Source organism: Bradyrhizobium sp. AZCC 1578, assembly GCF_036924675.1.
Lineage (GTDB): Bacteria > Pseudomonadota > Alphaproteobacteria > Rhizobiales > Xanthobacteraceae > Bradyrhizobium.
In genome coordinates this window covers 5,626,060-5,649,003 of sequence record NZ_JAZHRZ010000001.1, presented here as the reverse complement: position 1 = coordinate 5,649,003, position 22,944 = coordinate 5,626,060, and the positions used below count along the sequence as shown (strand labels likewise).

Sequence of the window (22,944 nt, the reverse complement as noted above, 5' to 3'; positions counted from 1 at the left end):
AGCCACTATGCTCGAACTGAGGGCTTGCGACTATTCAAATTCGGACGGCAAGCCTTTCCGGATCACTGCAAAGTTACCGTGCCGGGCAGAGGTTGATTGAGTTGGTCGGGATGTCCGCTAGTGGCCCCTGAGACATGCCGACCGGCCCTGGGAATGTCCGCTAATCGGGGAGTATCGGAAGTGTCGGCCAACCGCCAAACCGACGCGATTGACCCGAAACGGACATCCACCGATCCGCACGCCTAGCAGCCGACAAAACTTTGATCGACCAGGCGTTGGCCCCAACTAATGGAGGCGGCGGAGCCCACCCTCCCTTGGCTAGGCTGCGATGCGGTGGTGGTTGTGTGAATTAAGGCGCCGCAGGTGTTGCCCGAAGAACGATTGCTCGCCGGACGAAAAACTGATCTTATTCTTTGAGGGAAATCTCCCTCCCAACAATTGAAAGAAGGAGAAAATGATGCGCTCGCTCCTAACCGCCGCGCTCGGCATTGCCGCCTTCTCCGCAACCATGGCTGTCGAGACACCTGAGGCAAATGCTGTTGTCTATTGTGCCGCCGGTGTGTACCGCGCCGGCTGCGTCGCCCGACCTGTTGGAGCGGCCGTTGTCGCACCGGTAGCCGGTGTGCGAGGTGTTGCACGGCGGACCACCAGGCGTGTCGTCCGGCGATCCGACATGATGCTCAAGCACGACATCTTCCTTATTGGCCACCTCGAAAATGGCCTCGGCTTTTATCGCTTCACCTACAACGGCGGCAACAAGTCCTATGTAGGCGTGATGGCGCAGGAAGTGCAGACGATTATGCCGGCCGCGGTGCTGCGCGGCAGCGACGGTTACCTGCGAGTCTCTTACGACATGCTCGGCGTGAAGTTCCAGACCTACGACCGGTGGACCGCGTCGGGCGCTCATGTCCCGGCCGGCACACCAGTTGAGCAGTAACGCTTGGACCAAAGCAAGTGACGCATGAATTGCCGTGATGGCACGGCATCTCGATGTGCGGCTCCGATCAAGCGCAATCGGGCATGAGCGTCAGCTTCACGATCGGAGCCTCGACAACTAAGCAGGTCGGACGGGCTCTCAATCTGAAAGCACCGGCTTCGATTAAAGGCGCGATCGGAGCCGGCGGTGCCGTTGCGCTCGAGCTGGAGGCGTTCAATTGCAAAATGCCAGAGAGGACCACAGCCTTTTTCCATTAGCGCAAATTTGCCCAAAGATAAGAAATGACCGTTTCCTTGGTCCCGCCTGTTTCTATCAATCTTTCGGTCTCTGTTACCGCTCGCGCACCTGTGCGCTCATAAAATGCGCGTGCCAAAGAATTTCTGCTTAATACGGTTGCGGTCATGGCTTTAAAACCATTGCTGGCAGCGTAGTCAGCGCACGCCTCCAAGAGAGCCTTTCCTGCGCCTTTCCCAATATAATCGGGATCTAGGTAAATCGCGTAAAGCTCCGCAACACCATTCTCATCAGTTGGTCCGACGTCCGCAAAACCAATCATCACGTCGTCGTCGAATGCCACGAACACACCGAACGGGCGGCCAATGGCCAGATGACCCTTATCCTTTTCAACCCAGCGGTAAGCACGGTCTTCAACAGAAAGGCCGTTGAGGTACTCGACTGTATAGATATCCCGGTAGGCTGCGCGAGTGGCTTCGATATGAATCCGGGCGACTTCACCGGCATCATCTTGAGAAGCTCGTCTTATTCTAAAACTCTTATCCATTCAAAATTGATAACATGATCCATGGGGCGTACACAAAGTCGTTCATGGCCCTTTGCGACCTGCCGACCGGTTCTGAAAATTGTCCGCTTGTCGGGGTAGATCGGAAGTGATCGGCACACGGCCAAACCGGCGCTAATGACCCGAAGCGGACAAGGCGAATTAGCGCTCTTCGACTATGGGCAAACGCCAATTTTTCGGAGCCGCTTTGCCCCGATGAAGGTTTGATACTCAGCAAGCTCGAGGAATCGGGCCAACGGCCAGATCACCGGTTCTGACTTCTTTTTGCTCAGATGAATAGCATTGTCCTCACCGGGAAGTGCGACATGCGCTCCCCAAGGATTTTGGGTCCGATTGAAAAGCAAAAGGTCGAGTGGCCTCAACTCGTCTGACACCACATAGGTCTCGCTGCTGTCCTCCCATAGGTTACTTGACCGAAATGGAAATATTTCAAATCCGAAGTGCTTGAGCAGAGCGTACGCGAAATTCTGGCAGTTCGGGCTTTCGGAAATGCTTGGCAGCGTCGGCGTGTTCGGATCGTGGTTTTGATCGAACCTAATTTGCCAGAAGTGCTCGGGTATCATGTCCGCCGAGATGCTCTTCATCAATTAACCCCTTACACCCGGTCTACGAAGCTCAGGCTCCGACTCTCACTATACTGACCAAACAAGAGATGTTCGCCTTTTGGCCCGACCCTGTCGAAATGAGCGCCGCGACAAGTCGGCAGCTGTCTGATGTATACCGGTCGCGCCGCGAACGTCGCCGCAAAGACAGCACGTGACCTGTTGGCCAAGTCGAGACGGCCTTGCGCCGCGACGGAAAAATCAGCAACGTCGGCCTCTTCGAGGCGAGGGGCGGTGAGATGGCGGTTGAACTGCACGGATTTCAGTACAGCGTCTATTCTTGGATTGCGCGGTTGGCTCTTCACGAGAAAGGCGTCGAGTACAAGTGGGTCGAAGTCAACCCATTCAGCGAGGTTGTACCTGCGTACTATCTCGAAATGAACCCATTCAAACGCGTTCCGACCCTAGTTCACGGCGAACTCGTCATCTATGAAACGAACGCGATCACACGATATGCCGACGAGGCAATTGACGGTCCGCACCTCCAGCCAGCGCAGGCAAGAGAGAGAGCCCGGTGCAACCAAATCTTATCGATCGTTGACAATTACGCGTACTGGCCGTTGGTCCGGCAGGTATTCTCTCATGGCGCTTTCAGGCCACGCATGGGGCTGCCCTCGGAGGAGTTGGAAATCCGACACGGCTTGGATGCCGCTCCAAAGGTCCTTGGTTCGTTGGAGCAACTCGCAAGTGGCGGCCAGTTCCTGAGCGGAGACGGCTTGTCGCTTGCTGATATCCATCTGGCGCCGACGATCGGTTACTTCACCCAGGTTCCCGAGGGAAGTGCACTTTTCAACCAGCATGAGCGACTCAGCGCGTGGTGGTCGACAATGTCCAAGAGAGCAACTTACCTAGTTACGATGCCTCGTCTGCCCCACTCATTATCGTGAGCGTAGAATGGCGGGAATTGCCCGGGGCTTCAGATGTCCGCGGTTGGCACCTTTGAGACATGCCGACAGCTTCAGAAAACGACTGCTTATCGTGGTAGAGCGGAAGTGATTGACGCCCCGTCGGAACGACGCGATTGACCCTAAGGGTGCGTGCCTACGGCCATCTCCGAAAGTCCGCTTCTGCTCCGAAGCGGACAAAGTTGCCACTGGGACTAACGATGTCCGAACTGCGCCACAACCGCATACCACAAGGCCATCGCTTCGGGCGATTTGGGGTCCCCGATCGGCACCTTGCGAACCGCCGTCTGCACCATGATCAGCTTCGACTCGGGATCGACGAAGAGACCCTGTCCATGGATGCCCAGGAGAAGAAACATCCGCCGCTCACCCGGTAACAACCAGACCTGATAGCCGTAGCCCCAGGACTGGGCAATCGTGTTGCGTAGATAACTGTCCCGTGGCGCCACCGTTGCATCGAGAAGCCACTGCCTCGGAACAATCTGCTGACCGTTCCAGCCACCGTCATTTGCCAACATCAATCCCAGGCGTGCCCAGTCGCGTAGTGTGGCGATGAAGCAGCAGTAAGCCACTTCCTGCCCCGTGGAATCGATAGCCCAAGCGGCATCGGACTCGGCACCAAGCTTCTGCCAGATCCGCGTCGCCAGATAATCGGCAAGCGGCATGTGCACCGCGCGGCTGACAACGAGGCCAAGCACTTCCGTCTCCGAACTGGCGTAGGCGAAGCGTGTATTCGGTGGCGCGTCGCGCGTACTGAATTGGCGAAGGGCGGGGATCACACCCACCGCATCATTCCCCAGCAACGCCATGTGCAATCGGAAAATGTCCTCGTCTGGCTGATACGTTCTCTCTAGAAAAGCTACACCCGACGACATTCGAAGCAGAGCGCGCAACGGGGTAGCGCCGTACGCTGTGCCCTCCAATTCCGGGACATAGGTGGCCGCCGTATCGTCGATCGAGCGAATTGCTCCTTCAGAGATCGCGATGCCGACTAGCAGTCCCGTGATCGTCTTAGCCATGGAGTTCGAGAGCAAACGATCCCGATCGCTACGGGCATAGCGATAGTATTCGAACAGGATCGTATCACCGCGCGCGATCAGCAGGCCCGTCACCGGGTGCGTATCGAGATAATCGCCGATCGTCTTTTGCCGACCGTCGTAATGGTAGACTGGAACGATCTCCTCGGCAGCTCGCTTCAAAACCGACGGCATCGCCGGTTTTTGAACGGCGCGCATCGAGTGCAGCTTGTCGAAATGACTATGCGTACCAACCAAAAAGTCCTGCCGGGACCCCGGCGGGTATTCGAAGGGTGGTACCGGATATCCCTTCAGAGCCCCATATGCCTCCGCGTCAGGACCGCTGTCCGAGAACACGGGACCCGATTCCGCAAGGGCCACGCCTTCGAAAACAATCGAAAGGAACACGAACAGCAAAAGACGGATCATGGTGCCTCAGCTTGCAACTCGACGGGCTGATCAGGAGCATGTCGACACTTCGATCATACCACCAAATTAAGGGCTCACGTCCGGTCCAGGCCGTAGCCGACTTGGCTGCTGGAGCCGCTGACGGCCGGTCTCGGGGCTAAAACGGACGTGAAGCCAGGCAGGTGAGGACGCCCGGTTCTGACCCTTTTCTGAAATGCTGCGAGGGCGCGACGAGGCTCGCAATGATGAAGAAGCAGAGGTCTGGGCGGCCTCCAGCTTAGGGCCGCGGCTCATTGCGGGACATCAACCTCGTGGGTGTGATCTTCATGGGCATGTGGCTCGAGGCCCGGCATGGGCGCGCCCGTGAAATAACCTAGAGCGCCAGGATGCAGCGGGATGCGCGAGTCGGGTGGCTCGGAGGACGAACCGCTCGGCAGCAGCAATTCGGGAAGGGCGCTGCGGCTCTTGTCCAACGCTTCGGCGATCAACCAGGCATGGCGTGCTGCAAAGTCGTCGCGGCAGACGAACAAATACTCTCCGATGCCGACGACGGTGAACAGCTTGACTGGTCCGTGCTCGGCGAAGGGGAGCTTCCCTTGTCGAAGGGCTGCCGCATCGTTGCGCCGCATCAGCGCGACGTCCAACTGCTGCGAGCTGATCAGACTGGCGATGCGCTCCTTGTGCGGCGCCCTGCTCACCTGAGCCTTGCTGCTCGGCAAGCGATCCGCGAGGACCTCAGCTACCCGCTTGCCGAGCTCGAACGAAGGAGGATCGGCGCGCGAAGTCAGGATCAGCAGGTGGCGCCGGCGGTAGACGCCCCACTGGCCATAGGGTGCGTGGCCACAAAGGAACATGGCTGCGGCGCCGGCCCCCGCCGTTCGGAGGAATTCCCGGCGGCTCGGCCTCCCGCCAACCTCAGGACCTTCGGTCTTATGCCACACGCTACTACTTGCGGAATATGGTGGTCGGCAGGATGGCGGAGACTGCGTAGTTCGGCACGTCGACGACATTGCCGATACGCAGGTCGGCGGCCACGCTCGCCACGACATATGCCTGCTCCGGCGTGAGGCCCTTCTCGCCAACCATCCAGTCGATCAGCTCGATCAGGGCGTTGCGCGCCGCCAGCATCAGATCCTCCGAGAGGTTCTCGAGCGGGCCGATTCTCTGGCTGTCGAGGTAGGTATGGTAAGGCGGGATCTGGCCCTTGGCTTTCAGCGGGAAGCCGGTGGTGGCGTAGAACTCGGTCGGCGCCAACCGGATGAGCTGATCGCCGCCTTCGAAGTGCGGGACTTTGACCTTCGCGGCTTGCGCTTTGCGGATCTCGGTGACCAGCGTGACCGTCGCCCCCATCTCGATCGCCGTGCCGGAGACCTCGCCATCGCCTTGCGCGAAATGGACGTCGCCGACGAACAACCCGCACCCGTCCACGAAGCAGGGCAGCAGCAGCGTCGTGCCCACCACCATCTGCTTGATGTCCATGTTGCCACCGTTCTCGCGCGGCGGAATGGTGCGCAGGCACTCATTCTTGCTGCTTCCGTTCTGACCGCAGACATCGCTCGGCAGCGCACCGAGCGGCTGCGGAGTCAGCACGACGCCGCCCGCGCTCTGCAGCGCCGCCTCGCGCGTGAGGATCGTGGCCACCTCGGGCTGGCCCGGCAGCACCCCGACCGTGCCCATAAATCCGTTAAAGGGGATGACGACGCCCGGGATCTGGTCGGAGACCGCCTCCTTGCGGTTGAGTTTCCAATTGGCGATGAACGGCTTGGTGAAGCGATCGCGCAGGAAACCAAAGCCCGGGACGATCACGGTGTAACCGTAGTCGTCCGGCTGTACGTCGAGGAGTGTCACCGCCAGTACGTCGCCGCGCTGGGCACCCTCGATGAAGACCGGGCCGGTCAGCGGATGGACGAGATTGAGATCGGCCGCCGACACATCCTCGGGCTTGGAGCCGAGGTTGAAGTCGGAGTCGAAGGCGTCGCGCGTTTCAAAGACGATATGCTGACTGGGGTTGGCGCGACTCACCGGCTTGATGGCCGGGTGCATGCGGTTCATGCAGTTCTTGTCGTCGACGCAGTGCGCACCGGTCTTCGCGACGCGCACAACCTGCCACGCCTTAACGGACGTCGTATCCGCATGCGCTGCGGTTGCGCTGAGCAGCAATGTCGCGGCCGCAGTGATGATCCAGAATTGCCCGGATTGCATCATTCGCTCCTCCCTCAGCAGAATCGTGACCCTATTCTGGTCGGGACGACGATCGGCAACGCCTTGGGCGCCCGGCGGCACGATGAGGAGATCAAGATCTCGTCCTGACGACCGTCCGGCGAAACTACTCCCCTTTGGGGTAAGTGCCAACCACCATGGGTCGAAAGGGCGGAAAAACAACGGCCTCTTCACCGCCATGGCGTTCTTGTCGGTCCTTGTCCTCAAAGTGCAGCGTTTTCAGTGTCGGCGCTGACACGAAGGCATATCCTTCGCGGTCAGACAACCAAACGAACGGCGCGAGACCGATCAGCAACAGGGTGGCACTTTCCAGGAGACGGGGCAGATGGGCTAGGGTCCCGCCATGCCGGGTCCAGCTGCGCACGCGCCGTTCGCGTGCGAAGATCGTCAGCAACGCAACGACGCAGAGCGTCAGGGCGACGCCCAGCAGCATCGCGGCGGCGAAGGCAACGCCGGCCGCTGGGACACCGTTTGCCAGGGCGTAGACCATCGCGAACAACGTGAGGCGGGCACGGTACGAGACCCGCCACAAGTCCCACGGACAAGCATCGTGACGGTGCGGCTCACCGCGGATTGCGCGAAAGAGCAGCCATGCGCCGATGGCCGCCAGAAGACCGCGGCTCAGCAGTTAGGGCGGCGCCTGGCGCCTCTGGTCGAGTGTGAACGCATGAAGCCACCGGCGCCAACTCATAGCGACGTCCTCTAGCCCCAAGCAGAACAACGTTTAAACCGTTATCATGTCGGCTGTCAGTGGCAGACCGGACGCCGGTCCATGCTCGCCTCCACCGCCGCTTGTGACCCATGAAGGACATGTACGTTCGACAAGCGGTGAACCCGTCGCTATATTCGACGCATGGCGTGGCAATACATTCGTATCGCTCGGTTCGGCGGCCCCGAGGTCCTAGAACTGGCGGAACAGCCGACAATTCCCCAGCCCGGCCATGGCGAGGTCCGCATCAAGGTGCTCGCTGCCGGCACCGGCTTCACCGATACCTTTATCCGGCGCGGCCGTTACCCAGACTTCAAGGGGCCACTGCCGTTCACCCCGGGTTACGACCTTGTCGGCGTCGTCGAAGAGGCCGGACCCGGCGTGCCTGCCCAGCTCACCGGACAGTTGGTTGCTGATCTCTGTGTCGTCGGTGGGTACGCACAGTATGCGATCCGCCCCGCGCGCTTTCTCGTGCCGGTCCCCGATGGCGTCGATCCCGCCGAAGCCGTGTGCATCCCGCTGGCCTATCTCACCGCCTACCAAATGCTCACCCGATACGGTCGCCTACCGCGCGGAGCAACTATCCTCGTAATTGGTGCCTCTGGCACGGTCGGCACGGCGCTACTCGATCTGGCGCGCCATCTCGGCCTGAAGGCGATTGGCACTTGCTCGGCGACCAACATGGCTGTGGTAGAGCGCTTCGGCGCAACGGCGATCGACTATCGCGCCGGCGACTTCGTCGCGGCTGTGCGCGGGCTCACCGCAGGGCGTGCGGGCGGGGTCGGCGTCGATGCAGCCTTCGATGCGATTGGCGGCGCGCATTTCGCGCGGTCCTTCGCTTGCCTCGTACCCGGCGGCCTACTCGTCGGCTACGGTGCCCAGACAATGGCAGTTGGCGGCGCAGGCTTGGCGTCAGCGGCACTCGGTTTGGCGCGGCTCAAACTGTGGAACGCATTGAGCGGTCTGTTTGGCGGCCGTCACGCCGTGTTCTACAACATCACCACACGCCGATCGGCGTACCCGGAAGATTTTAAGGCCGACATGGCCACATTGTTCGACTTGCTGCGCGACCGCGCCATCCATCCCGTCGTCATCGACCGTCTTCCTCTCGCGGCCGCGCGCGAGGTCCACACCCGCATCGATCTCGGCGGCCTCGGCGGTAAGATCGTGCTTCTACCCTGGCCCCAAGGCGTGATTTCAGGATAATCGCCTTTGAGACTTTCTCGTCTGCAAGTGCCAAGGTCTGGAATTGGCACCTTTGAGACATGCCGGCGGACACTGAGAATGTCTGTTCATCGGGGTAGACCGGAAGTCATCGGCGCACAGCCAGAACGACGCGATTGACCCGCGACGGACCTCAGCGCGGTTGCCCCGAATGCAGCGCGACGCGACCAGCTCCCGCCGAAGCCGACCGCGTCGGTGTTACGGATCAGGTCTCGCCGCCGGCGAAGATATCCTTCCTGATGACTGCGTGGACGCCCCAATTTCCATCCACCACCTGGGTGATGCCGAAGTCGACGCCAATCGTAATCAAAGAGATCGCCTCATCCTCGGTCAGCTTCTTGGTCGTCATCAGAAATTTGCGCATCTTGCGGAACGCATCGCGCAAAGCAAGGTCAACCGACGATTTTGAGTAAATGTCCGACTGCGCCTTGTCCCCTAATTCGGAGAGGTAATTGGCGAAGCTGAAGCCGTGCACCAGCCATTCGTCCCTGGTTTCCAGCATCGGATAATCGAGAGCTTCGAGTGCCGTACCAGCGAGATCGGCTTTCTTGTGCAGAATGATCTGGAAGGTGCCGTTCAGCGAGCATTCGATTGCCGTACCGCACAGTTCGGAATCTCCCTGCGAAGCGTGCGAGTCGCCAACCGATAACAGGCCGCCTTCGACCGCAACCGGATAATACATCGTGGCGCCCTTGCCGATCCGCCAGTTATCGATGTTGCCGCCTGTATAGCTCGGCGGAATCGAGTCGACGATATCGGCTTCCTTGGGCGCTAAGCCGATTACGCCGAAATGCGGGCGTATCGGAATGCGCACATTCTTCAGGATGCCGTGGTTCTCCTTGACCGTGGAGTGATCGACTGGAACGCCGGGATAGTCGATGGTTTTGTGCACGACGCCGGACGGGTCGGTTTGCGGGGTCCACCTGAAATTATACACGGCTTTCGCCCAGTTGCGTTCACCAGTGGCATCGACCTCATAGATCGTGACTACTTCGCGCGGTTTAGGCTCGGTGAGCAGGTCCTTATAGTGAAAGCCCCACCATGCGGCCGCGTTGCTGCCGAAAGCCTTTCCGGGATATTGCGGGTTGGCGCAGGGCCGCGGTGTGACGTCGATAATGCGCAACTCGATCACGTCGCCCTCCTGGGCGCCGCGCACGTAGACCGGGCCGGTGCAGATGTGCACGCCAAGGCCCTCGCCGGCACCACGCCCGAACAGCGAGGCATCCATCGGTCCGGCGCCGCGTCGGTTTACGCCCTTCTTCTCCTTGGTCCACAGGAACACGCTTTCGGCGCCGGGATCGCCCTTCACCATGCGCTCGGCGTCGTCGTTGGCATGGTGGGTTAATGCCTCAATGGTGATGAAGTCGCCGGAATCGATCTCGACCTGCGGTTTCAACTTCTTGCTGAAATAGCCCCAATGCACTGTGTCGGCATTCGCCGGCAAATGGTGATAGGACCGCTTCGCTGGTTGGTTCCTCTCGGCGGCAGCCGCCATCTGCGGCGTCACCAGAGAAATGCCGCCCGCAGTCATCGCCGCCGCGCCCCCGGCCGCGGCGAAGCTGGACTTCAAGAACGACCGGCGTTCCCGATCGAGCGTTTCCTTGAACTTGCGGTGGTGCAATTCGAATTCCGGGCAGTTCTTGTCGTCACCCGCGCACATCGGATCTCTCCTGGTTTGAACGTGCATTTTACGCGCACCTTCATCCCATCGCAGTTCATCGGAACAGTCAAACTTGTGCGTCATGTCACTTCGACTGTTGGGCGGCGAAGGCCGCGTCGCCGCATAACGAAGCCAAGCATATTAGACGCTCGCCTATTGCTTAAGCATTGTGTGCTCAAACTTTGAGAAACACGGACATTGCTTGAGCGCTAAGGGTGTCCACCACTGCCATGCAACAAATTCTCAGCAATGGTGACTCTGAAGACCGCGAAAATGACAGGTATTGAAGTTCTGACATCAATACTATTGCGCGCTGATAACGTGGTCGAATGATGGGCGATGTCTGTCATTGGCCCTTCTGAGACGTTCGGGTCCGGCCGAATGTCCGGTTTGCGCCAATAGCGGCGGCGCGCGCGCCACCATGCTGGATTGACCGAGCGCTTGGTGGCTCAGTCGATACGCGGAATCAGTCGAAAAGCGGCGCCAGCGGACTCGTTCGAGGCTTGGAGGTTCCTCGACGAGTCCGCAACCGCCGCCGCTGCATTGCCCCCACACACGCGAAGCCTACCCTTCATTCCGGTTGCGTCTGTACGATACTGACCACAAAGGAACGGAATCCGCGTCGATGTGGCATTGCGGTTACGCCTCCTCTCCGGTCCCTTTGAAGAACGGATGCCGCAACGCCCTCCGCCCACTGAGCCCGAAGTTCAATTTCGGCAAGCAACTGCGGCTCAACCGCAAATGCCGCGATGAGCTATTTGCGATGGAGCAAATCAAAGACAACCAGCACGATCTTGGTAGGTCGCCCTTTCAGCTCGTTTTGCAGATTTGAAAAATCTGTCGTCCTATCTTTAGCGGGCACACGGCTTCGCCATCGATGTTTGCAGAACCCGCCGCTACATGCCACGCATCGAAAGCACCGCGTGTACGACTTCTTCCCTTTTGGCGGCTCTGAAAGCCCGAACGGGCCGATCAATTCTCGACCGCGAAATGCAATGCTTGGGTCACTACTGTGTCTGGAAGCGCGGTCGGTGTCGGATACTTGATTTCACCCATTTTGCAGATGCGTCGTTTTTACCACCCACCGGTCGAAGCCCCTAAACCAATCGAACGCCCCCCGGGTATCGGCTAATTTACGTCACGACCTAGCTCAGGCCGTTCTTCCGCGTTATTACGTATCGTCTTTGTTGTGACCATATCGTCGTAATTGTTCGCAAGACGCAAAAGCCGTTGCTTAATCAACGGGTCCGCCTCATCCGCAATATCCCGCAGGACGCGCGCTCTATCCCTATAAAATCGGTCATCCATGCTGGAATGTCCCCTCGAAACGCGAGGTTACATGCCCGTTTTTTCCGGCCGAAACAGTAATCTAATTCACACATTTGAATTTCACGTGGCGAAGTCGCATTCACATTCTCGCAATGTAGTCTTGTTCATTATCGCCAACGTAGACGGTCATGATAGAAGCCCGGCTCCGCCCCCCGTACGATTCGGAGAAAGAATGGCAAAAGCTAAGAAAGTAGTTCGCCGCGCGTGGACAAAGGACGATGTTCGAACAATGAAGACCATGGCAAAGGCAAAGTCAGGCGTCGCCAAGATCGCAAAAGCGTTGAAGCGGACTCCCAGTGCGACGACTGTCATGGCAGCAAAGCTTGGGATATCCCTATCGATGCGCGACTAAGAACTTGCCCGCTTTCAAAAACTATTTTCTGACCCAACATCCTGCCCCGATAGCGCTTCACGTTGGCGCAGGATGTATTACGGTGTTGGGACCTCGGGTGGATGATCCCCCTCGTCTGGGCTCAATCCCTTCTGCCGGTAAGCAGACCAAGCCCAAAAGATAGCGCACACGAGTACAATCGCGCTTCCTGCGACCACTAAGATGGCACCCGAGATAGCCATTGCGGTCTCCATTTGGTTTCTATCGTAGTTTCATCGTCTGAGCGCGCAACAGTGAGCCAACGTCCGTCATGGCAACTAGCTGACTTCACGGTTTTGGCGAATGTCCGCTTTGCGCCAGCAACGGACTCCTGCACCGCAGCAAGCAGCACCTTTTTCGGCGCGCCACGGCGCCACAGTTCCTACGGCCGGATCGACGCGAGTGGGTCGCTTATGTGGAGGTTCAGGATCTCGCCGCCGGGCTTGCTACTTCGCGAACGCACCAGAGCGCGCCATGGTCACCTCGCTATTCTTTCCAGTGCAAAACCAGGCTAGAACCATATCACAGGAGGGTGATATGTAGAGGCCTAGGCCACCGATGCCCTTCTTATAGAAGTTGCCGTCCTCGAATACGATGTCCCACTGGTAGCTGTTAGCCACAGCTTAGTCTCATACGCGGCAGCAAGATTCTCCTGTTCGACATGATCTTTGCTGTAGATTGCGGGATCGCTGAATATTGTCGAGCTAGGCGGCCCTCAATTTAATTTAGAGAACCGCTCGCGTGTGAACCGGTTGCCCCACCCTCATCCTCCCGATGGCGCGCATAAGACATGATTCCGCGAGCGTAGTTTAGTTGCGATTCGGTCCCGGCGGGAGGATGCTCTCGGCTGTGAGCACAATGGAGAGCAGCATGAGCAAGGCAGGTCTCGACAATCGGCACCGCAACAAGGATGGCGAAATTAGCGGGAAATACGGAAACACCCTTGTCCGCACGCTGCGAAAAATTTACGGACAGGGTTTTGCCGCCGGGTATCCGGAAACCACGCAACTCAGCGAGGTAATGCTTCAACTCAATGAGACTTCGCTAAGCCAGCTCCGCCGCGATCACGAGACACACCATTTAAAGCAAAAGATCGCTCGTGTAACGGAATAAAGACGCCGGCTTTGTCAAACTGGGGTTGAAGTTGAGGGCACAAAAATGAACCAGGTGAATGCCAGGCACGAGATTATTCGGGAATGGCGCTCGCTTCCGAAGGATCTGAGAGAAACGGACGAACAAGCCGCAGCGTTCGCGATGCAGATAAAAGACAAATACAAATTCTCTAGCGGCAGCACTGACCCTTACCAAACCGTCAGAGGTTGGCTGCTGCATTACCTATCGATTACGCGCCGGCTGGAGCGAAATGCTGAAGGCGAAGCGAAAATGAGCGGCGAGAAAAGCAGCGATGCCGGCCTCTCGGCTGCTGAGCGGAAAACTCTTAGAAGCCGCGAGGCGGAAGAAGCCATCGCAGAGCATGAAAGCGCTCAGACGGCATTTCATGAAAACCGGGAGCGGCTGCGGGAAGAACGTCTCAGGCGGGAAGCAGCGGCGGGACCGATGCTTTATCCGGCCCCAGAGCTTCCAGACGACACCCCCGTCGAGAACGTCCGATTTACCACCAGGATACGGAAAACACTCCATGCCGCGGGCTTGAAGACGATTGGGGACGTGCGTGAAGTTTCCGACGCTGCGCTGCTTAGCCTGCCAGATTTCGGCAGCGGTTCGCTATCTTATCTTCGTGAGGCCCTTGGTCTCCCGTCAATCGATGGCGTGCGTCCAAAGATCAAGAAGCCAACCTGATTTGCGAGAATTGCTAAGCCGCTCGGCGGCTTGCGCTGGCAGGTTGTGCCCACGGCCCTCGGCCGTTACCTGAGCGATCCCGATCGCAAAAGGCCGATCGCGCAGACCATGATGAAGATGAAAAAAATCGCCATCGCCAACCTCGACAAGGCATATGCCGGCTGATCCCCGAAAAATCTTCACGGGACATGGCGACCGGCTCCCCCAGAATTCGGGTGGATAGCAACAATCTCCAAGCCTAGCCGCTCCGACGAAGGCGGCCTAAAATCACTGTCTGTTCACGGAGAACGAACAGAGCCCGTATTTTTACGGTCAGACAATCGAAAATAAATAAAAAACAGAAGGCCACGCGGGCATTACACCGCATGGCCTTTGCGAGACTGTCCTCCTAGGCCCTCCAGAGAATCCGTCTCGGGGCGCATAGTGTGCGGGCGGAGGTGTCTGTCTAGGGTGTGATGGAATTACCCACAGTTCAGACGAACGAATACGCCTCAACCAACCCGCCCGCCTCAAACAGCGTCTTTAGCAACCTTCAGGGGTGACGCCTTGACCGACTTGCTGGCTGGCTTGGCCGCGAACTCCATAGGCTCTTTCGTGAAAGGATTTACACCGCTGCGGGCTTCCGTAGCAGGCTTGTTCACGACCGACATTTTGACGAAGCCGGGAATGACGAACTCGCCGGATTCATTCAGCTCCTTATAGCCTACCGTCGCCATCTGCTCGATGACGGCCTTTACGTCTCCCTTGGAAACCTGCGTTCCGTCCGCAATTGCATCAATCAACTGATTCTTGGTCATCTTGGCCATGATGGATTCCGTTGTGGAGGCTCAGAACAATTCAAAAGCGCATGAGCTACGCGGAGTGCGTCACTCTGTTTAAAACGCAGCAGAGCCACGCAGCTCGCTTCTCGTTCATGCCTATGGTCATGAAGTCACTGGGCTTAAAACCTATCGAGGCCCAAAACGCAAGAAGCAGCTCGGTGTGTGTTCCATAGCCGCCTTCTACTCACCTACGCTTTCCTTTGATTGAACCATCGTCCAAATCTCCTAATCGGAACGCTACCGTTTGCGAAGTGCACAATCTCCCTCCGACCAAGTGCACCTGAACTGGCCGCGCAGATCGTGGCGAAGCGAAAGGACAACGAACAATGACCGCGCCAAGGCGGACGGATGCGACAATTTCCGATGGACTAGTGCCCTTCTGTCCGGGGGAATTTCAGATGCGCTGCATGGTGCGGTTAACCCAAAATGGTGTAGTGAACACCAGTCCCGTTTTGTTCTGGAAGGAAATTAAGATGAGTTACGCAGATTTGCGCAAATCGCCGGAGCGCGATTGCCCCAAGTTTTCTGAATTGAAGACCCAAACGGCGCTTGATGTCATGTATTCGTTGCTGGATGGCTATCACAGCGCCGACAACAACGAATGGACTGAATTCCTGTTGTCCCAATACCGCGAAGGCAAGGGATTCGACATTAACGCCTACGTCATGCTGCTCGCCCAGCGCGCCATCGACGTGTTCGATTTCCTTGGGCCGGAATTCTTCGAAGAAAATGCAGGCAGCGGCAGCAGCTATCTGCCGGTGGACATGATCCTCGACTACCTGATGCAGGGCAAGAACAGCGATGCCGACATCAACCTGCCGGAAGACCTGTTGCCCATTGAGACGGCCGCGCAGCTAGTCGCCCAGTATTTTCTGCTGGATCGTTACGCCATGGATTGTGGCTATGAGTTGGAAGAACGATTCGATGACGGCACGCCGGAAAGTGAAGTCTGCCAGTTGTCCTGCGTGCCCGTGAACGACTTTCTCGACACACTGGTATGGGACGGCTTCAGTCAAAATCATCCGCCCGAACAGGTGGCTTTGATTATTGGAAGCGAACGTAAGCTGGCGCGAAGACTGCGCCCAGTCTTGCAATGAAGGAAATGAAAAATGACCGACTGGCAGACCCGAGACGTAAAGCTGTGCATGATGCGTACACCGGCCTTCGTCGCCAAGCGCCGCCCGCAATTCCGCGGCGATTGAACGGAGCAAGACGGACGGCAATTTACTCCCGCTGCAACCATTTCAGGCTCGTCTTTCCAAGCAGGCTTTTACAATCCGCCCATTTCGCGGACGGCCGCTTTCGCCATAAGCGGTCGTTCGCCTGACATCAGCTTTTTGACCCTGGCCGGACCTGCCGCGATTTCCGCTTTTCCGCCGCTCGTGGGAGCTAAGCAGACATCACTTAGAGATTGCAGAACGGTCGCGATTTGTGAGTACGCGCCATCCGCTAATTCAGTTTGCCCTTTTGGGCATCGGACGATGGATGTGTGGCCTTTGCCGAATTGCGCGCCTCCATCCGGTCTGCCAGCATCCGAAGCTCATCCGCAAGAACGGTCCCTCTCGGAACCGGATAATCATGGGAAATGCGATCATTCATATAAACGCGGAAAACCACTTCTTCCGCAGTCTCAACGATCCGCACTCGTTCAATGCCGGGAAGGGCCATGCTGTCTGCGGCCGGACTTCCAATCGCCTCCTCTAACGAGGTCCTCAACGCACCGATAAGGTCTGCCGTCTCTGCTGTGCTTAGAGCGATTTCGTGTTTACCGCACTTATCGGTGAACCCAATAATCACCCTTCCATCCCGTGAATCCGTATAGGTTAGTTTCATAACCTTGGCTCTCGTTAGGGCCTGTGTGTACCGAAAACCTTATCCGAGTTGATGACGTGATGGAATCGCCTAAGCTGGCGGAATGATCGGGCTGTTCTGTTTCGTTCTTGCCGTCCTGGCCTCGCCATTCAAGTCGAAGTTGCGGCTTGAAGCCGAGAACGCGGTGCTTCGACATCAGTTGATTGTCTTGAGGCGTAGGCTGCATGGTCGCGTCCGGCTCACGAACCATGATCGCTGGTTCTTTATCCAGCTGTATCGCTGGTTTCCATCGATCCTGCAGGTTCTCACGATCATCCAGCCTGAGGCTCGCGCGTTGGCACAGGGCCGGCTTTCGTTGCTACTGGCGTTGGAAGTCGCGCCCAGTGGGAGGGCGACCGCAGGTCGAGATGGAACTGCGCGCGTTGATCCGGCGGATGAGCCTCGAAAATCCGCTTTGGGGCGCGCCACGCATTCACGGCGAACTGCTCAAGCTCGGGTTTGAGGTCGCGCAGTCGAGCGTCGCCAAGTACATGGTCAAACGGCGGGGGCCGCCCAGCCAGGGATGGCGGACCTTCTTGCATAACCACGCGGCAGACATTGCCGCGATGGACCTGTTCGTTGTTCCGACTGTTGGTTTCGACCTGCTCTATGGCTTCGTCATCGTCCGGCTCGACCGCAGAGACCTCGTCTGGATCAACGTCACAGCAAATCCGACGGCCGAATGGGTTGTACGTCAGATCACGGAGGCATTTCCTTGGGATGAGGCCCCGCACTACCTCATCCGCGATCGCGACCGGATCTATGGCAGCGTCGTCACGCGCCGATTGCGCGCCATGGGCATCCGGGACAAGCCCACCGCACCAGCCTCGCCTTGGCAGAACGGCGTTGCCGAGCGGCTGATCGGATCGATCCGGCGTGAATGTGTGGACCACGTCATTGTCTTGGGCGAGATGCATTTGTGTCGGGTCCTGAAATCCTACACCGACTATTACAATAGCGTCAGGACGCATCGATCCTTGAACAAGGATGCGCCGGTTTCTCGCCCGGTTCAGCGAACCGGTGTGATCAGTTCACGTGCCATGCTGGGCGGACTTCATCACCACTACGCCCGTGTTTAAGTTTTCGGTACACACAAACGTTTCAAGATTGATTGCCGCCTCGGTACTGTATTTCGGCTTTTGGCACCTTTGAGACATGCCGGCAGACGGCAACGATGTCTGTTTATGGGGGTTGAGCGGAAGTCGTCGGTATACACCTAGACAGGCTGTCTCGCCGGAGGGATCATGCAGCGCGAGGAGAACTGGGGCGCCGACCGCCCTTGGGCAGGCCCCAAATGGCCGTCACCCAATGCGTCCGCAAGCAAAATGTCTGTGGTAACTTGATGATCATCGGGCATTCGCAGGCTGGAAAATGGCGATAGCCCATGCCTGCAGTTCGCTCCAACTGGAGTGACGAAACATGGATCCATCGGTCACTGATTTTATTGCGAGGGAAGCGCGCTTTGGCGCCCGGAACTACGAACCGCTCGGCGTCGTTCTGTCGCGCGGCGAGGGTGTCTTTGTTTGGGATACGCAGGGCCATCGCTACCTCGATTGCCTCTCCGCCTATTCCGCAGTGAATCAGGGCCACTGCCATCCGAAGATCTTGGCCGCGATGGTGGAGCAGGCCGGCCGGCTGACGCTGACGTCGCGCGCCTTTCACAACGACCAGCTGGCGCTCTTCTACGAAGAGATCGCGGCGCTGACCGGCTCCCACAAGGTGCTGCCGATGAACAGCGGCGCCGAAGCGGTGGAGAGTGCGATCAAGTCGGTGCGCAAATGGGGCTATGAGGTGAAGGGGGTTCCGGACGGGCAGGCCGAGATCATCGTCTGCGCCGATAATTTTCACGGCCGCACCCTTGGCATCATCGGCTTCAGCACCGACCCGGCGGCACGTGACCATTTCGGACCGTTCGCGGCGGGCTTCAAGATCATCGCCTTCGGCGATGCCACGGCGCTGAAAGAGGCAATCACGCCCAACACGGTCGCCTTTTTGGTCGAACCGATCCAGGGAGAAGCGGGCGTCGTCATCCCATCGTCAGGTTACTTTTCAGTAGTGCGCGAACTCTGCACTGCGCACGACGTGATGCTGATTCTGGACGAGATCCAGACCGGGCTCGGCCGCACCGGCAAGCTGCTCGCGGAACAGCACGAGGGCATCGAGGCGGATGTCACGCTGCTCGGCAAGGCGTTGTCCGGCGGCTTTTACCCAGTGTCGGCCGTGCTTTCGAACAACGCGGTGCTCGGCACCCTGAAACCTGGCCAGCACGGTTCGACCTTCGGCGGCAATCCGCTGGCCTGTGCGGTGGCTCGGGCCGCGCTGCGCGTGCTGGTCGAGGAGGGGATGATCGAGAACGCAGCCGCCCAGGGCACCCGCTTTCTCGATGGCCTGAGCAGCATCCGCAGCAACACGATCCGGGAAGTGCGCGGACGCGGGCTGATGCTGGCCGTCGAGCTTCACCCGGAAGCAGGCGGTGCACGTCGCTACTGTCAGGCCCTGCAGGCCCGGGGCATCCTCGCCAAGGACACACATGGGCACACGATTCGCATCGCCCCGCCGCTAGTTATCTCCAGCGATCAGGTCGATTGGGCGCTGGAACAGATCGCAGCCACTTTGAGGCAGGATTTCTCGTGACCTCTGGCCAGCGCCGCCGACTGCCGTCGTTCTGTTGGTCTCAATACACGCCCGCATGCCTCATCTTCCGGGTATACCGAAAACCCATTTTAAAACTCGCGTGCGGATGCACGCGCTCGCTGAGCTATTTCCCTTCCCCGAGCCCCTGGTGTCGAGTGCTTGCTGATGGAGGGATACAGCTCCGCCATCTCTCTCGCGCGGGATCGCTGATGACGAAACCGTCGGTCCGATCGAAGCCTGTTCGAGACAGTCTTTCGGCCTTAGCCGTTTCAGCCGGTCTGCGCGAATTTGATCGTTGAGACGGGCCACTTTCCATCGTGGCCCCTGATCGAAATTCGTAGGCCGTGCAACTCGTCAAGCCAAACGTTCTCTACTGTCCCGGCCTTTCCATCAGTGAGAACTACGGCCTTGCCGACAAGCTCAGACCGGGCCTCATCGAGCGCGCCAAGGATTGTTAATGCATGGAGTTTCGCCGTAGGCATGGTTGCCTCCGAAATCAGGCCATGCGAGGGCTGCGGATCTCGTCGTGACGCGGCGCCCTCACTCTCGCTCCGACACGGGACCGGGTCATCAAGAGTTCGAATGGCTTTTCTTGTATGTGCTGCTGCAATCGATCGGCCGACCACTCCAGAGGAGATCACAATTGGCATCGATGTCGGATATGCCACATGTGTCTTTGCCATCCCGGACGACGCGCCTCGACCGATTGGAAAGGCGTCACCTTCGGCCAAGCGCCCCAGAACAGCCGAGGCGGCCTGATGTTGCCCGCTCGGCTCCCGTATTACCCAGCTTGGAATGGGAGATTATCAAGCGCGCGGAGGTAGCACATTTAGAAGCCCTGCTCCTGAGAGCGGCTTCCCCTAAGCGTAAAGGGTGAGAGCTGCCGCAAGCAGTGGGTTGGGTTCCGCCGGATGTCGTTGCGGGTCAACCTCGTCATTCTGACCATACGGCAGTCACTTCCGGTCTACCCTTGAAAGCAGACACTTTCAGTGCGGGTGGGCATGTCTCAAAAGTGCCAACAACGGAAGTGCCCGCCTCATTCGTTCACCTCGTCGGCCAGCACAAACGGCACCGGCGGCGCGGTGATGTTCGGCTGTAATGCTTCCGAGCGCTGAGGTCGTTCGGGACTGTATTCAGCCGTCCACAATGGCCCGTTCACCGCGGATGTAGTGTTCGAGCTGATCAATCATGAACTTCTGATCACCGATTGTGCTTTTGACAAGATCGCCGATTGAAACAATGCCAATTGGCGTTTTTTCCCTCAAACACCGGCAGATGGCGCACGCGCTTCTCACTCATGAGGGCCATACATTGGTCAACGGATTGTTCCGGCCGTGCAATGACGACGTGTCTTTCCATGATGTCCCGCACGTGCGTTGCGGGAGACGTTTTACCTTTGAGAATAACATTCCGCGCATAGTGCCTTTCGGTGATGATGCCAACGAACTCGTCGCCTTCCATCACTACCAACGATCCAATGTCTTTTTCAGCCATTTTCGCGATGGCATCGAAGACGGTAGCATCTGGGTGAATAGACCAAATGTTTCTGCCCTTCTGATCAAGCAGCTGTCGCACCGTAGTCATTTGGATCCTCCCTCGGACACAAGCCCCGGCAAGATTCTATTTTGGTTTCATGGCGCCCCCTCGTTGCGGTCAAAGTAAGCATTTCGCGTGCCCGTGCGCACGACGAGTGCTCGGTGAGAGACCGGCACAAAAGGACTGTCGGTTTTTATTGAGAGTGCGATGCCCGCCGACGGCATTCCCCGCTGCCCCTTCGCCTCGAACGGAGACGTCGGCACGTCCCGTCTCGAAGAGCAGCTCTAAAGAAGACTACACGATCCAACGCCCATCCAAAAGACCTCATATTGGCCGGGGCGCGGCACAAACAATTCGGCCAAAACCAGTGACCCCAATGTCCGAGTCGGGGTCAAACTGAGAAGAACTCAATGTGAGCAAATGTCTTCCGGGTTACCCCTGAAAGTGGACATTGCTCAATACGGTCGGCATGTCTCAAACGTGCCAGGAGCGGGCATTCAGCTCGCTCTCGCGGATGGACTAGCTCCGCTCGCGGGGGCGCTGCGGCGGCTGAGGATTGTTGGCGGGATTGGTATCGTACTTGGATATTCGCGTGATGAGCCCGCTAGTGGCGAGCGGTTGCAAGTCCGCCTCCAGCGCGTGAGCAATCTCCTCGGCATAGACTTCCCGGTCGTCCACGTAGACTGTAAATGATCTCAAATACTTTTCCTTCTTCGCCGGATTCTCGATCGTCGCCTTCGTCCACTGGTAGAGCGGATAATTTTCGACGCCGTGCTCTTCTGCTGCGGCGACATACTCCGCAAAGGCGTCGAACTGGCATTTCAGCGCAGCGCGATGCTCGGCGATGATATCGAACAGCGGCGCCAGTGCCGGAACACGAAGTTTTCGGCGTACCGATTCCGCCGTAGCGGAATCGTTTACATCGAACCTAACCTGATACTGCCACTGAGAAGTCACGCTAGTCTCGCATTCTGTCGCACCCGATTTGTCCTTTTCCGATCGCAAGGAAAAACGCAATTCGGCGCGTTCGTTCTGGACCGTTAGCTAATCAGGGACCGTGAACGGATACGCAACATGCGCTACAAAATCAGGCGCACCGAAGTTGTTGCGATCAGAAGTGGCGCGCTAAATCGCGCATGGGCCTCATCGGCGCTCGAACGCCAGCCGTCGAAACCGGCTCCTCCGCTTGCTGCATGATCACCTTCTTTCTGCGACACGCGATCGCATGAGAGGGCACATCGCCCAGCGTAAAGATCCGCCTCACGGCCCGTAACGCTAGACCTACAACCAAAGGTTCGCAAGCAGATCGAATGATGCAAGGAAGACCCCGCTCTAGCCGCGCTTCGGATTGGAATGAATCATCGGTCAGCTGGGCTTACCAATGCAGAATCGGCCAATTGAGAATGCCGGTTGAGTAAGATCCAGAAGCACTTGGTACACTTGAGCCGACACAGCGAACATAGAAGCGGCTCTGTCTAGAAGGTCTGCATCGGGTCAAAAGCCGGCGTTGAAGGTCGCGCTTAGCTACGTCCGGTCTCCCCCTACGAGCCGACGTGCCGACGGCCAATGTGATCTTCGGCTAAGGGCCAGAAGCGGACAGGATCACGCAGCGGCGGCGGCAATTTTCCAGCTCATCGTCAGCGGCGGTAGGGAAAGCAGCGGTCGCGATCGAGTGTGAGACCGAAATGCGCTCCCAGCGCCGCGATGGCTGCGCCTTGCTGAGGGTAAGGATCGGCATTGGATGCGGCAACGATGATGATGCGGAAATCGCCGCGATCCTTGCCACCCGGCGGCAGCATCGCTGTACTCAGTGCATTGCCATCCCCGTCGCGCAACGTGAGGAAAAGCGGCATCTCTCGCTGTATATGGGCCTTGAGACCGATGTCGCGCTCGATCGCATCGGGTCGTTCGGGACGCCATGACTGGACGGCCTTCTCCCGCTCGCGGCAAAAATATTTCTCGACCGTGTGGCCCATCAGGCGAGACTCATGCGCCGCCTCACCTTCTGTCTCGATACGGAACCAGGCCTTACCGTTCGGCGCGTCGCAAACAAACTGCATTTCACTTGTCCCGGGATCCCCGCAATTCTAGGGCGGCGATCCTGCAAAACCAACATGAGATTC

The 22,944-nt window shown here is 58.3% G+C and carries 22 protein-coding genes; 9 read left to right on the top strand and 13 right to left on the bottom strand.

Annotated elements, in window-relative coordinates:
* Positions 1 to 457: 457 nt before the first annotated feature.
* Positions 458 to 937 (top strand): tail fiber domain-containing protein, encoded by a 480-nt coding sequence (locus tag V1290_RS36610; RefSeq protein ID WP_442894071.1) that lies wholly within the window; start codon positions 458 to 460, stop codon positions 935 to 937.
* Between the two features lie 253 nt (positions 938 to 1,190).
* Here V1290_RS36610 and V1290_RS27175 read toward each other — a convergent pair whose 3' ends face one another.
* The gene (locus tag V1290_RS27175) at positions 1,191 to 1,718 is read right to left on the bottom strand and encodes a GNAT family N-acetyltransferase (protein ID WP_334367214.1); all 528 of its coding nucleotides are present in this window, start codon (positions 1,716 to 1,718) and stop codon (positions 1,191 to 1,193) included.
* 173 nt (positions 1,719 to 1,891) lie between these two features.
* Positions 1,892 to 2,320, bottom strand: a complete 429-nt coding sequence (locus V1290_RS27170) for a hypothetical protein (protein WP_334367213.1) — start codon at positions 2,318 to 2,320, stop codon at positions 1,892 to 1,894.
* A 200-nt stretch (positions 2,321 to 2,520) separates the two neighbouring features.
* Here V1290_RS27170 and V1290_RS27165 point away from each other — a divergent pair, with 200 nt between their 5' ends.
* The gene (locus tag V1290_RS27165) at positions 2,521 to 3,225 is read left to right on the top strand and encodes a glutathione S-transferase family protein (RefSeq protein ID WP_334367212.1); all 705 of its coding nucleotides are present in this window, start codon (positions 2,521 to 2,523) and stop codon (positions 3,223 to 3,225) included.
* A 212-nt stretch (positions 3,226 to 3,437) separates the two neighbouring features.
* Here the strand turns inward: V1290_RS27165 and V1290_RS27160 are convergent, their stop codons facing one another.
* The 4 genes from V1290_RS27160 to V1290_RS27145 all read right to left on the bottom strand — a co-directional run bounded on the left by V1290_RS27160 (position 3,438) and on the right by V1290_RS27145 (position 7,377).
* Positions 3,438 to 4,688 (bottom strand): serine hydrolase domain-containing protein, encoded by a 1,251-nt coding sequence (locus V1290_RS27160; RefSeq protein ID WP_334367211.1) that lies wholly within the window; start codon positions 4,686 to 4,688, stop codon positions 3,438 to 3,440.
* A gap of 269 nt (positions 4,689 to 4,957) precedes the next feature.
* Complete coding sequence (locus V1290_RS27155) at positions 4,958 to 5,677, bottom strand: twin-arginine translocation signal domain-containing protein (RefSeq protein WP_334367210.1); 720 nt, start codon at positions 5,675 to 5,677, stop codon at positions 4,958 to 4,960.
* On the bottom strand, positions 5,613 to 6,767 hold the full coding sequence (locus V1290_RS27150) for an acetamidase/formamidase family protein (RefSeq protein WP_334367209.1): 1,155 nt from the start codon (positions 6,765 to 6,767) through the stop codon (positions 5,613 to 5,615). The genes V1290_RS27155 and V1290_RS27150 overlap by 65 nt, the downstream gene beginning before the upstream one ends.
* 226 nt (positions 6,768 to 6,993) lie before the next feature.
* Positions 6,994 to 7,377, bottom strand: a complete 384-nt coding sequence (locus V1290_RS27145) for a hypothetical protein (RefSeq protein WP_334367208.1) — start codon at positions 7,375 to 7,377, stop codon at positions 6,994 to 6,996.
* A gap of 363 nt (positions 7,378 to 7,740) precedes the next feature.
* Here V1290_RS27145 and V1290_RS27140 point away from each other — a divergent pair, with 363 nt between their 5' ends.
* Entirely contained in the window at positions 7,741 to 8,802 is a 1,062-nt protein-coding gene (locus V1290_RS27140; protein ID WP_334367207.1) for a medium chain dehydrogenase/reductase family protein, read from the top strand.
* Positions 8,803 to 9,025: 223 nt separating this feature from the next.
* Here the strand turns inward: V1290_RS27140 and V1290_RS27135 are convergent, their stop codons facing one another.
* Positions 9,026 to 10,480: an acetamidase/formamidase family protein gene (locus V1290_RS27135; protein ID WP_334367206.1), complete on the bottom strand. Its 1,455-nt coding sequence runs from the start codon at positions 10,478 to 10,480 to the stop codon at positions 9,026 to 9,028.
* 1,501 nt (positions 10,481 to 11,981) lie between these two features.
* Between V1290_RS27135 and V1290_RS27125 the strand changes: the two genes are divergently transcribed.
* The 3 genes from V1290_RS27125 to V1290_RS36605 all read left to right on the top strand — a co-directional run bounded on the left by V1290_RS27125 (position 11,982) and on the right by V1290_RS36605 (position 13,979).
* The gene (locus tag V1290_RS27125) at positions 11,982 to 12,161 is read left to right on the top strand and encodes a hypothetical protein (RefSeq protein WP_334367205.1); all 180 of its coding nucleotides are present in this window, start codon (positions 11,982 to 11,984) and stop codon (positions 12,159 to 12,161) included.
* Between the two features lie 888 nt (positions 12,162 to 13,049).
* Entirely contained in the window at positions 13,050 to 13,292 is a 243-nt protein-coding gene (locus V1290_RS27120) for a hypothetical protein (RefSeq protein WP_334367204.1), read from the top strand.
* Positions 13,293 to 13,337: 45 nt separating this feature from the next.
* Positions 13,338 to 13,979 carry a DNA-directed RNA polymerase subunit alpha C-terminal domain-containing protein gene (locus V1290_RS36605; protein WP_442895020.1) on the top strand — a complete coding sequence of 214 codons (642 nt, stop codon included), beginning with the start codon at positions 13,338 to 13,340 and terminating at the stop codon, positions 13,977 to 13,979.
* Between the two features lie 509 nt (positions 13,980 to 14,488).
* Here V1290_RS36605 and V1290_RS27110 read toward each other — a convergent pair.
* The gene (locus tag V1290_RS27110) at positions 14,489 to 14,785 is read right to left on the bottom strand and encodes an HU family DNA-binding protein (RefSeq protein ID WP_334367202.1); all 297 of its coding nucleotides are present in this window, start codon (positions 14,783 to 14,785) and stop codon (positions 14,489 to 14,491) included.
* 488 nt (positions 14,786 to 15,273) lie between these two features.
* Between V1290_RS27110 and V1290_RS27105 the strand changes: the two genes are divergently transcribed.
* Positions 15,274 to 15,897 carry a hypothetical protein gene (locus V1290_RS27105; RefSeq protein ID WP_334367201.1) on the top strand — a complete coding sequence of 208 codons (624 nt, stop codon included), beginning with the start codon at positions 15,274 to 15,276 and terminating at the stop codon, positions 15,895 to 15,897.
* Positions 15,898 to 16,249: 352 nt separating this feature from the next.
* Here V1290_RS27105 and V1290_RS27100 read toward each other — a convergent pair whose 3' ends face one another.
* The gene (locus tag V1290_RS27100; RefSeq protein ID WP_334367200.1) at positions 16,250 to 16,633 is read right to left on the bottom strand and encodes a hypothetical protein; all 384 of its coding nucleotides are present in this window, start codon (positions 16,631 to 16,633) and stop codon (positions 16,250 to 16,252) included.
* Between the two features lie 386 nt (positions 16,634 to 17,019).
* On the opposite strand from V1290_RS27100, the gene V1290_RS27095 reads away from it, so the two are divergent.
* The gene (locus V1290_RS27095; protein WP_334367199.1) at positions 17,020 to 17,730 is read left to right on the top strand and encodes an integrase core domain-containing protein; all 711 of its coding nucleotides are present in this window, start codon (positions 17,020 to 17,022) and stop codon (positions 17,728 to 17,730) included.
* A gap of 340 nt (positions 17,731 to 18,070) precedes the next feature.
* On the top strand, positions 18,071 to 19,285 hold the full coding sequence (gene rocD / locus V1290_RS27090; protein ID WP_334367198.1) for an ornithine--oxo-acid transaminase: 1,215 nt from the start codon (positions 18,071 to 18,073) through the stop codon (positions 19,283 to 19,285).
* A gap of 269 nt (positions 19,286 to 19,554) precedes the next feature.
* On the opposite strand, the gene V1290_RS27085 is transcribed toward rocD, so the two are convergent.
* The 4 genes from V1290_RS27085 to V1290_RS27070 all read right to left on the bottom strand — a co-directional run bounded on the left by V1290_RS27085 (position 19,555) and on the right by V1290_RS27070 (position 22,881).
* Complete coding sequence (locus tag V1290_RS27085) at positions 19,555 to 19,767, bottom strand: PRC-barrel domain-containing protein (protein WP_249130269.1); 213 nt, start codon at positions 19,765 to 19,767, stop codon at positions 19,555 to 19,557.
* Positions 19,768 to 20,485: 718 nt separating this feature from the next.
* Positions 20,486 to 20,869 carry a CBS domain-containing protein gene (locus V1290_RS27080; RefSeq protein WP_334367197.1) on the bottom strand — a complete coding sequence of 128 codons (384 nt, stop codon included), beginning with the start codon at positions 20,867 to 20,869 and terminating at the stop codon, positions 20,486 to 20,488.
* A gap of 471 nt (positions 20,870 to 21,340) precedes the next feature.
* Positions 21,341 to 21,778, bottom strand: a complete 438-nt coding sequence (locus tag V1290_RS27075) for a hypothetical protein (protein WP_334367196.1) — start codon at positions 21,776 to 21,778, stop codon at positions 21,341 to 21,343.
* A 680-nt stretch (positions 21,779 to 22,458) separates the two neighbouring features.
* A complete protein-coding gene (locus V1290_RS27070; RefSeq protein ID WP_334367195.1) occupies positions 22,459 to 22,881 on the bottom strand; it encodes a hypothetical protein in 423 nt (140 codons plus the stop codon).
* Between the last annotated feature and the right edge of the window lie 63 nt (positions 22,882 to 22,944).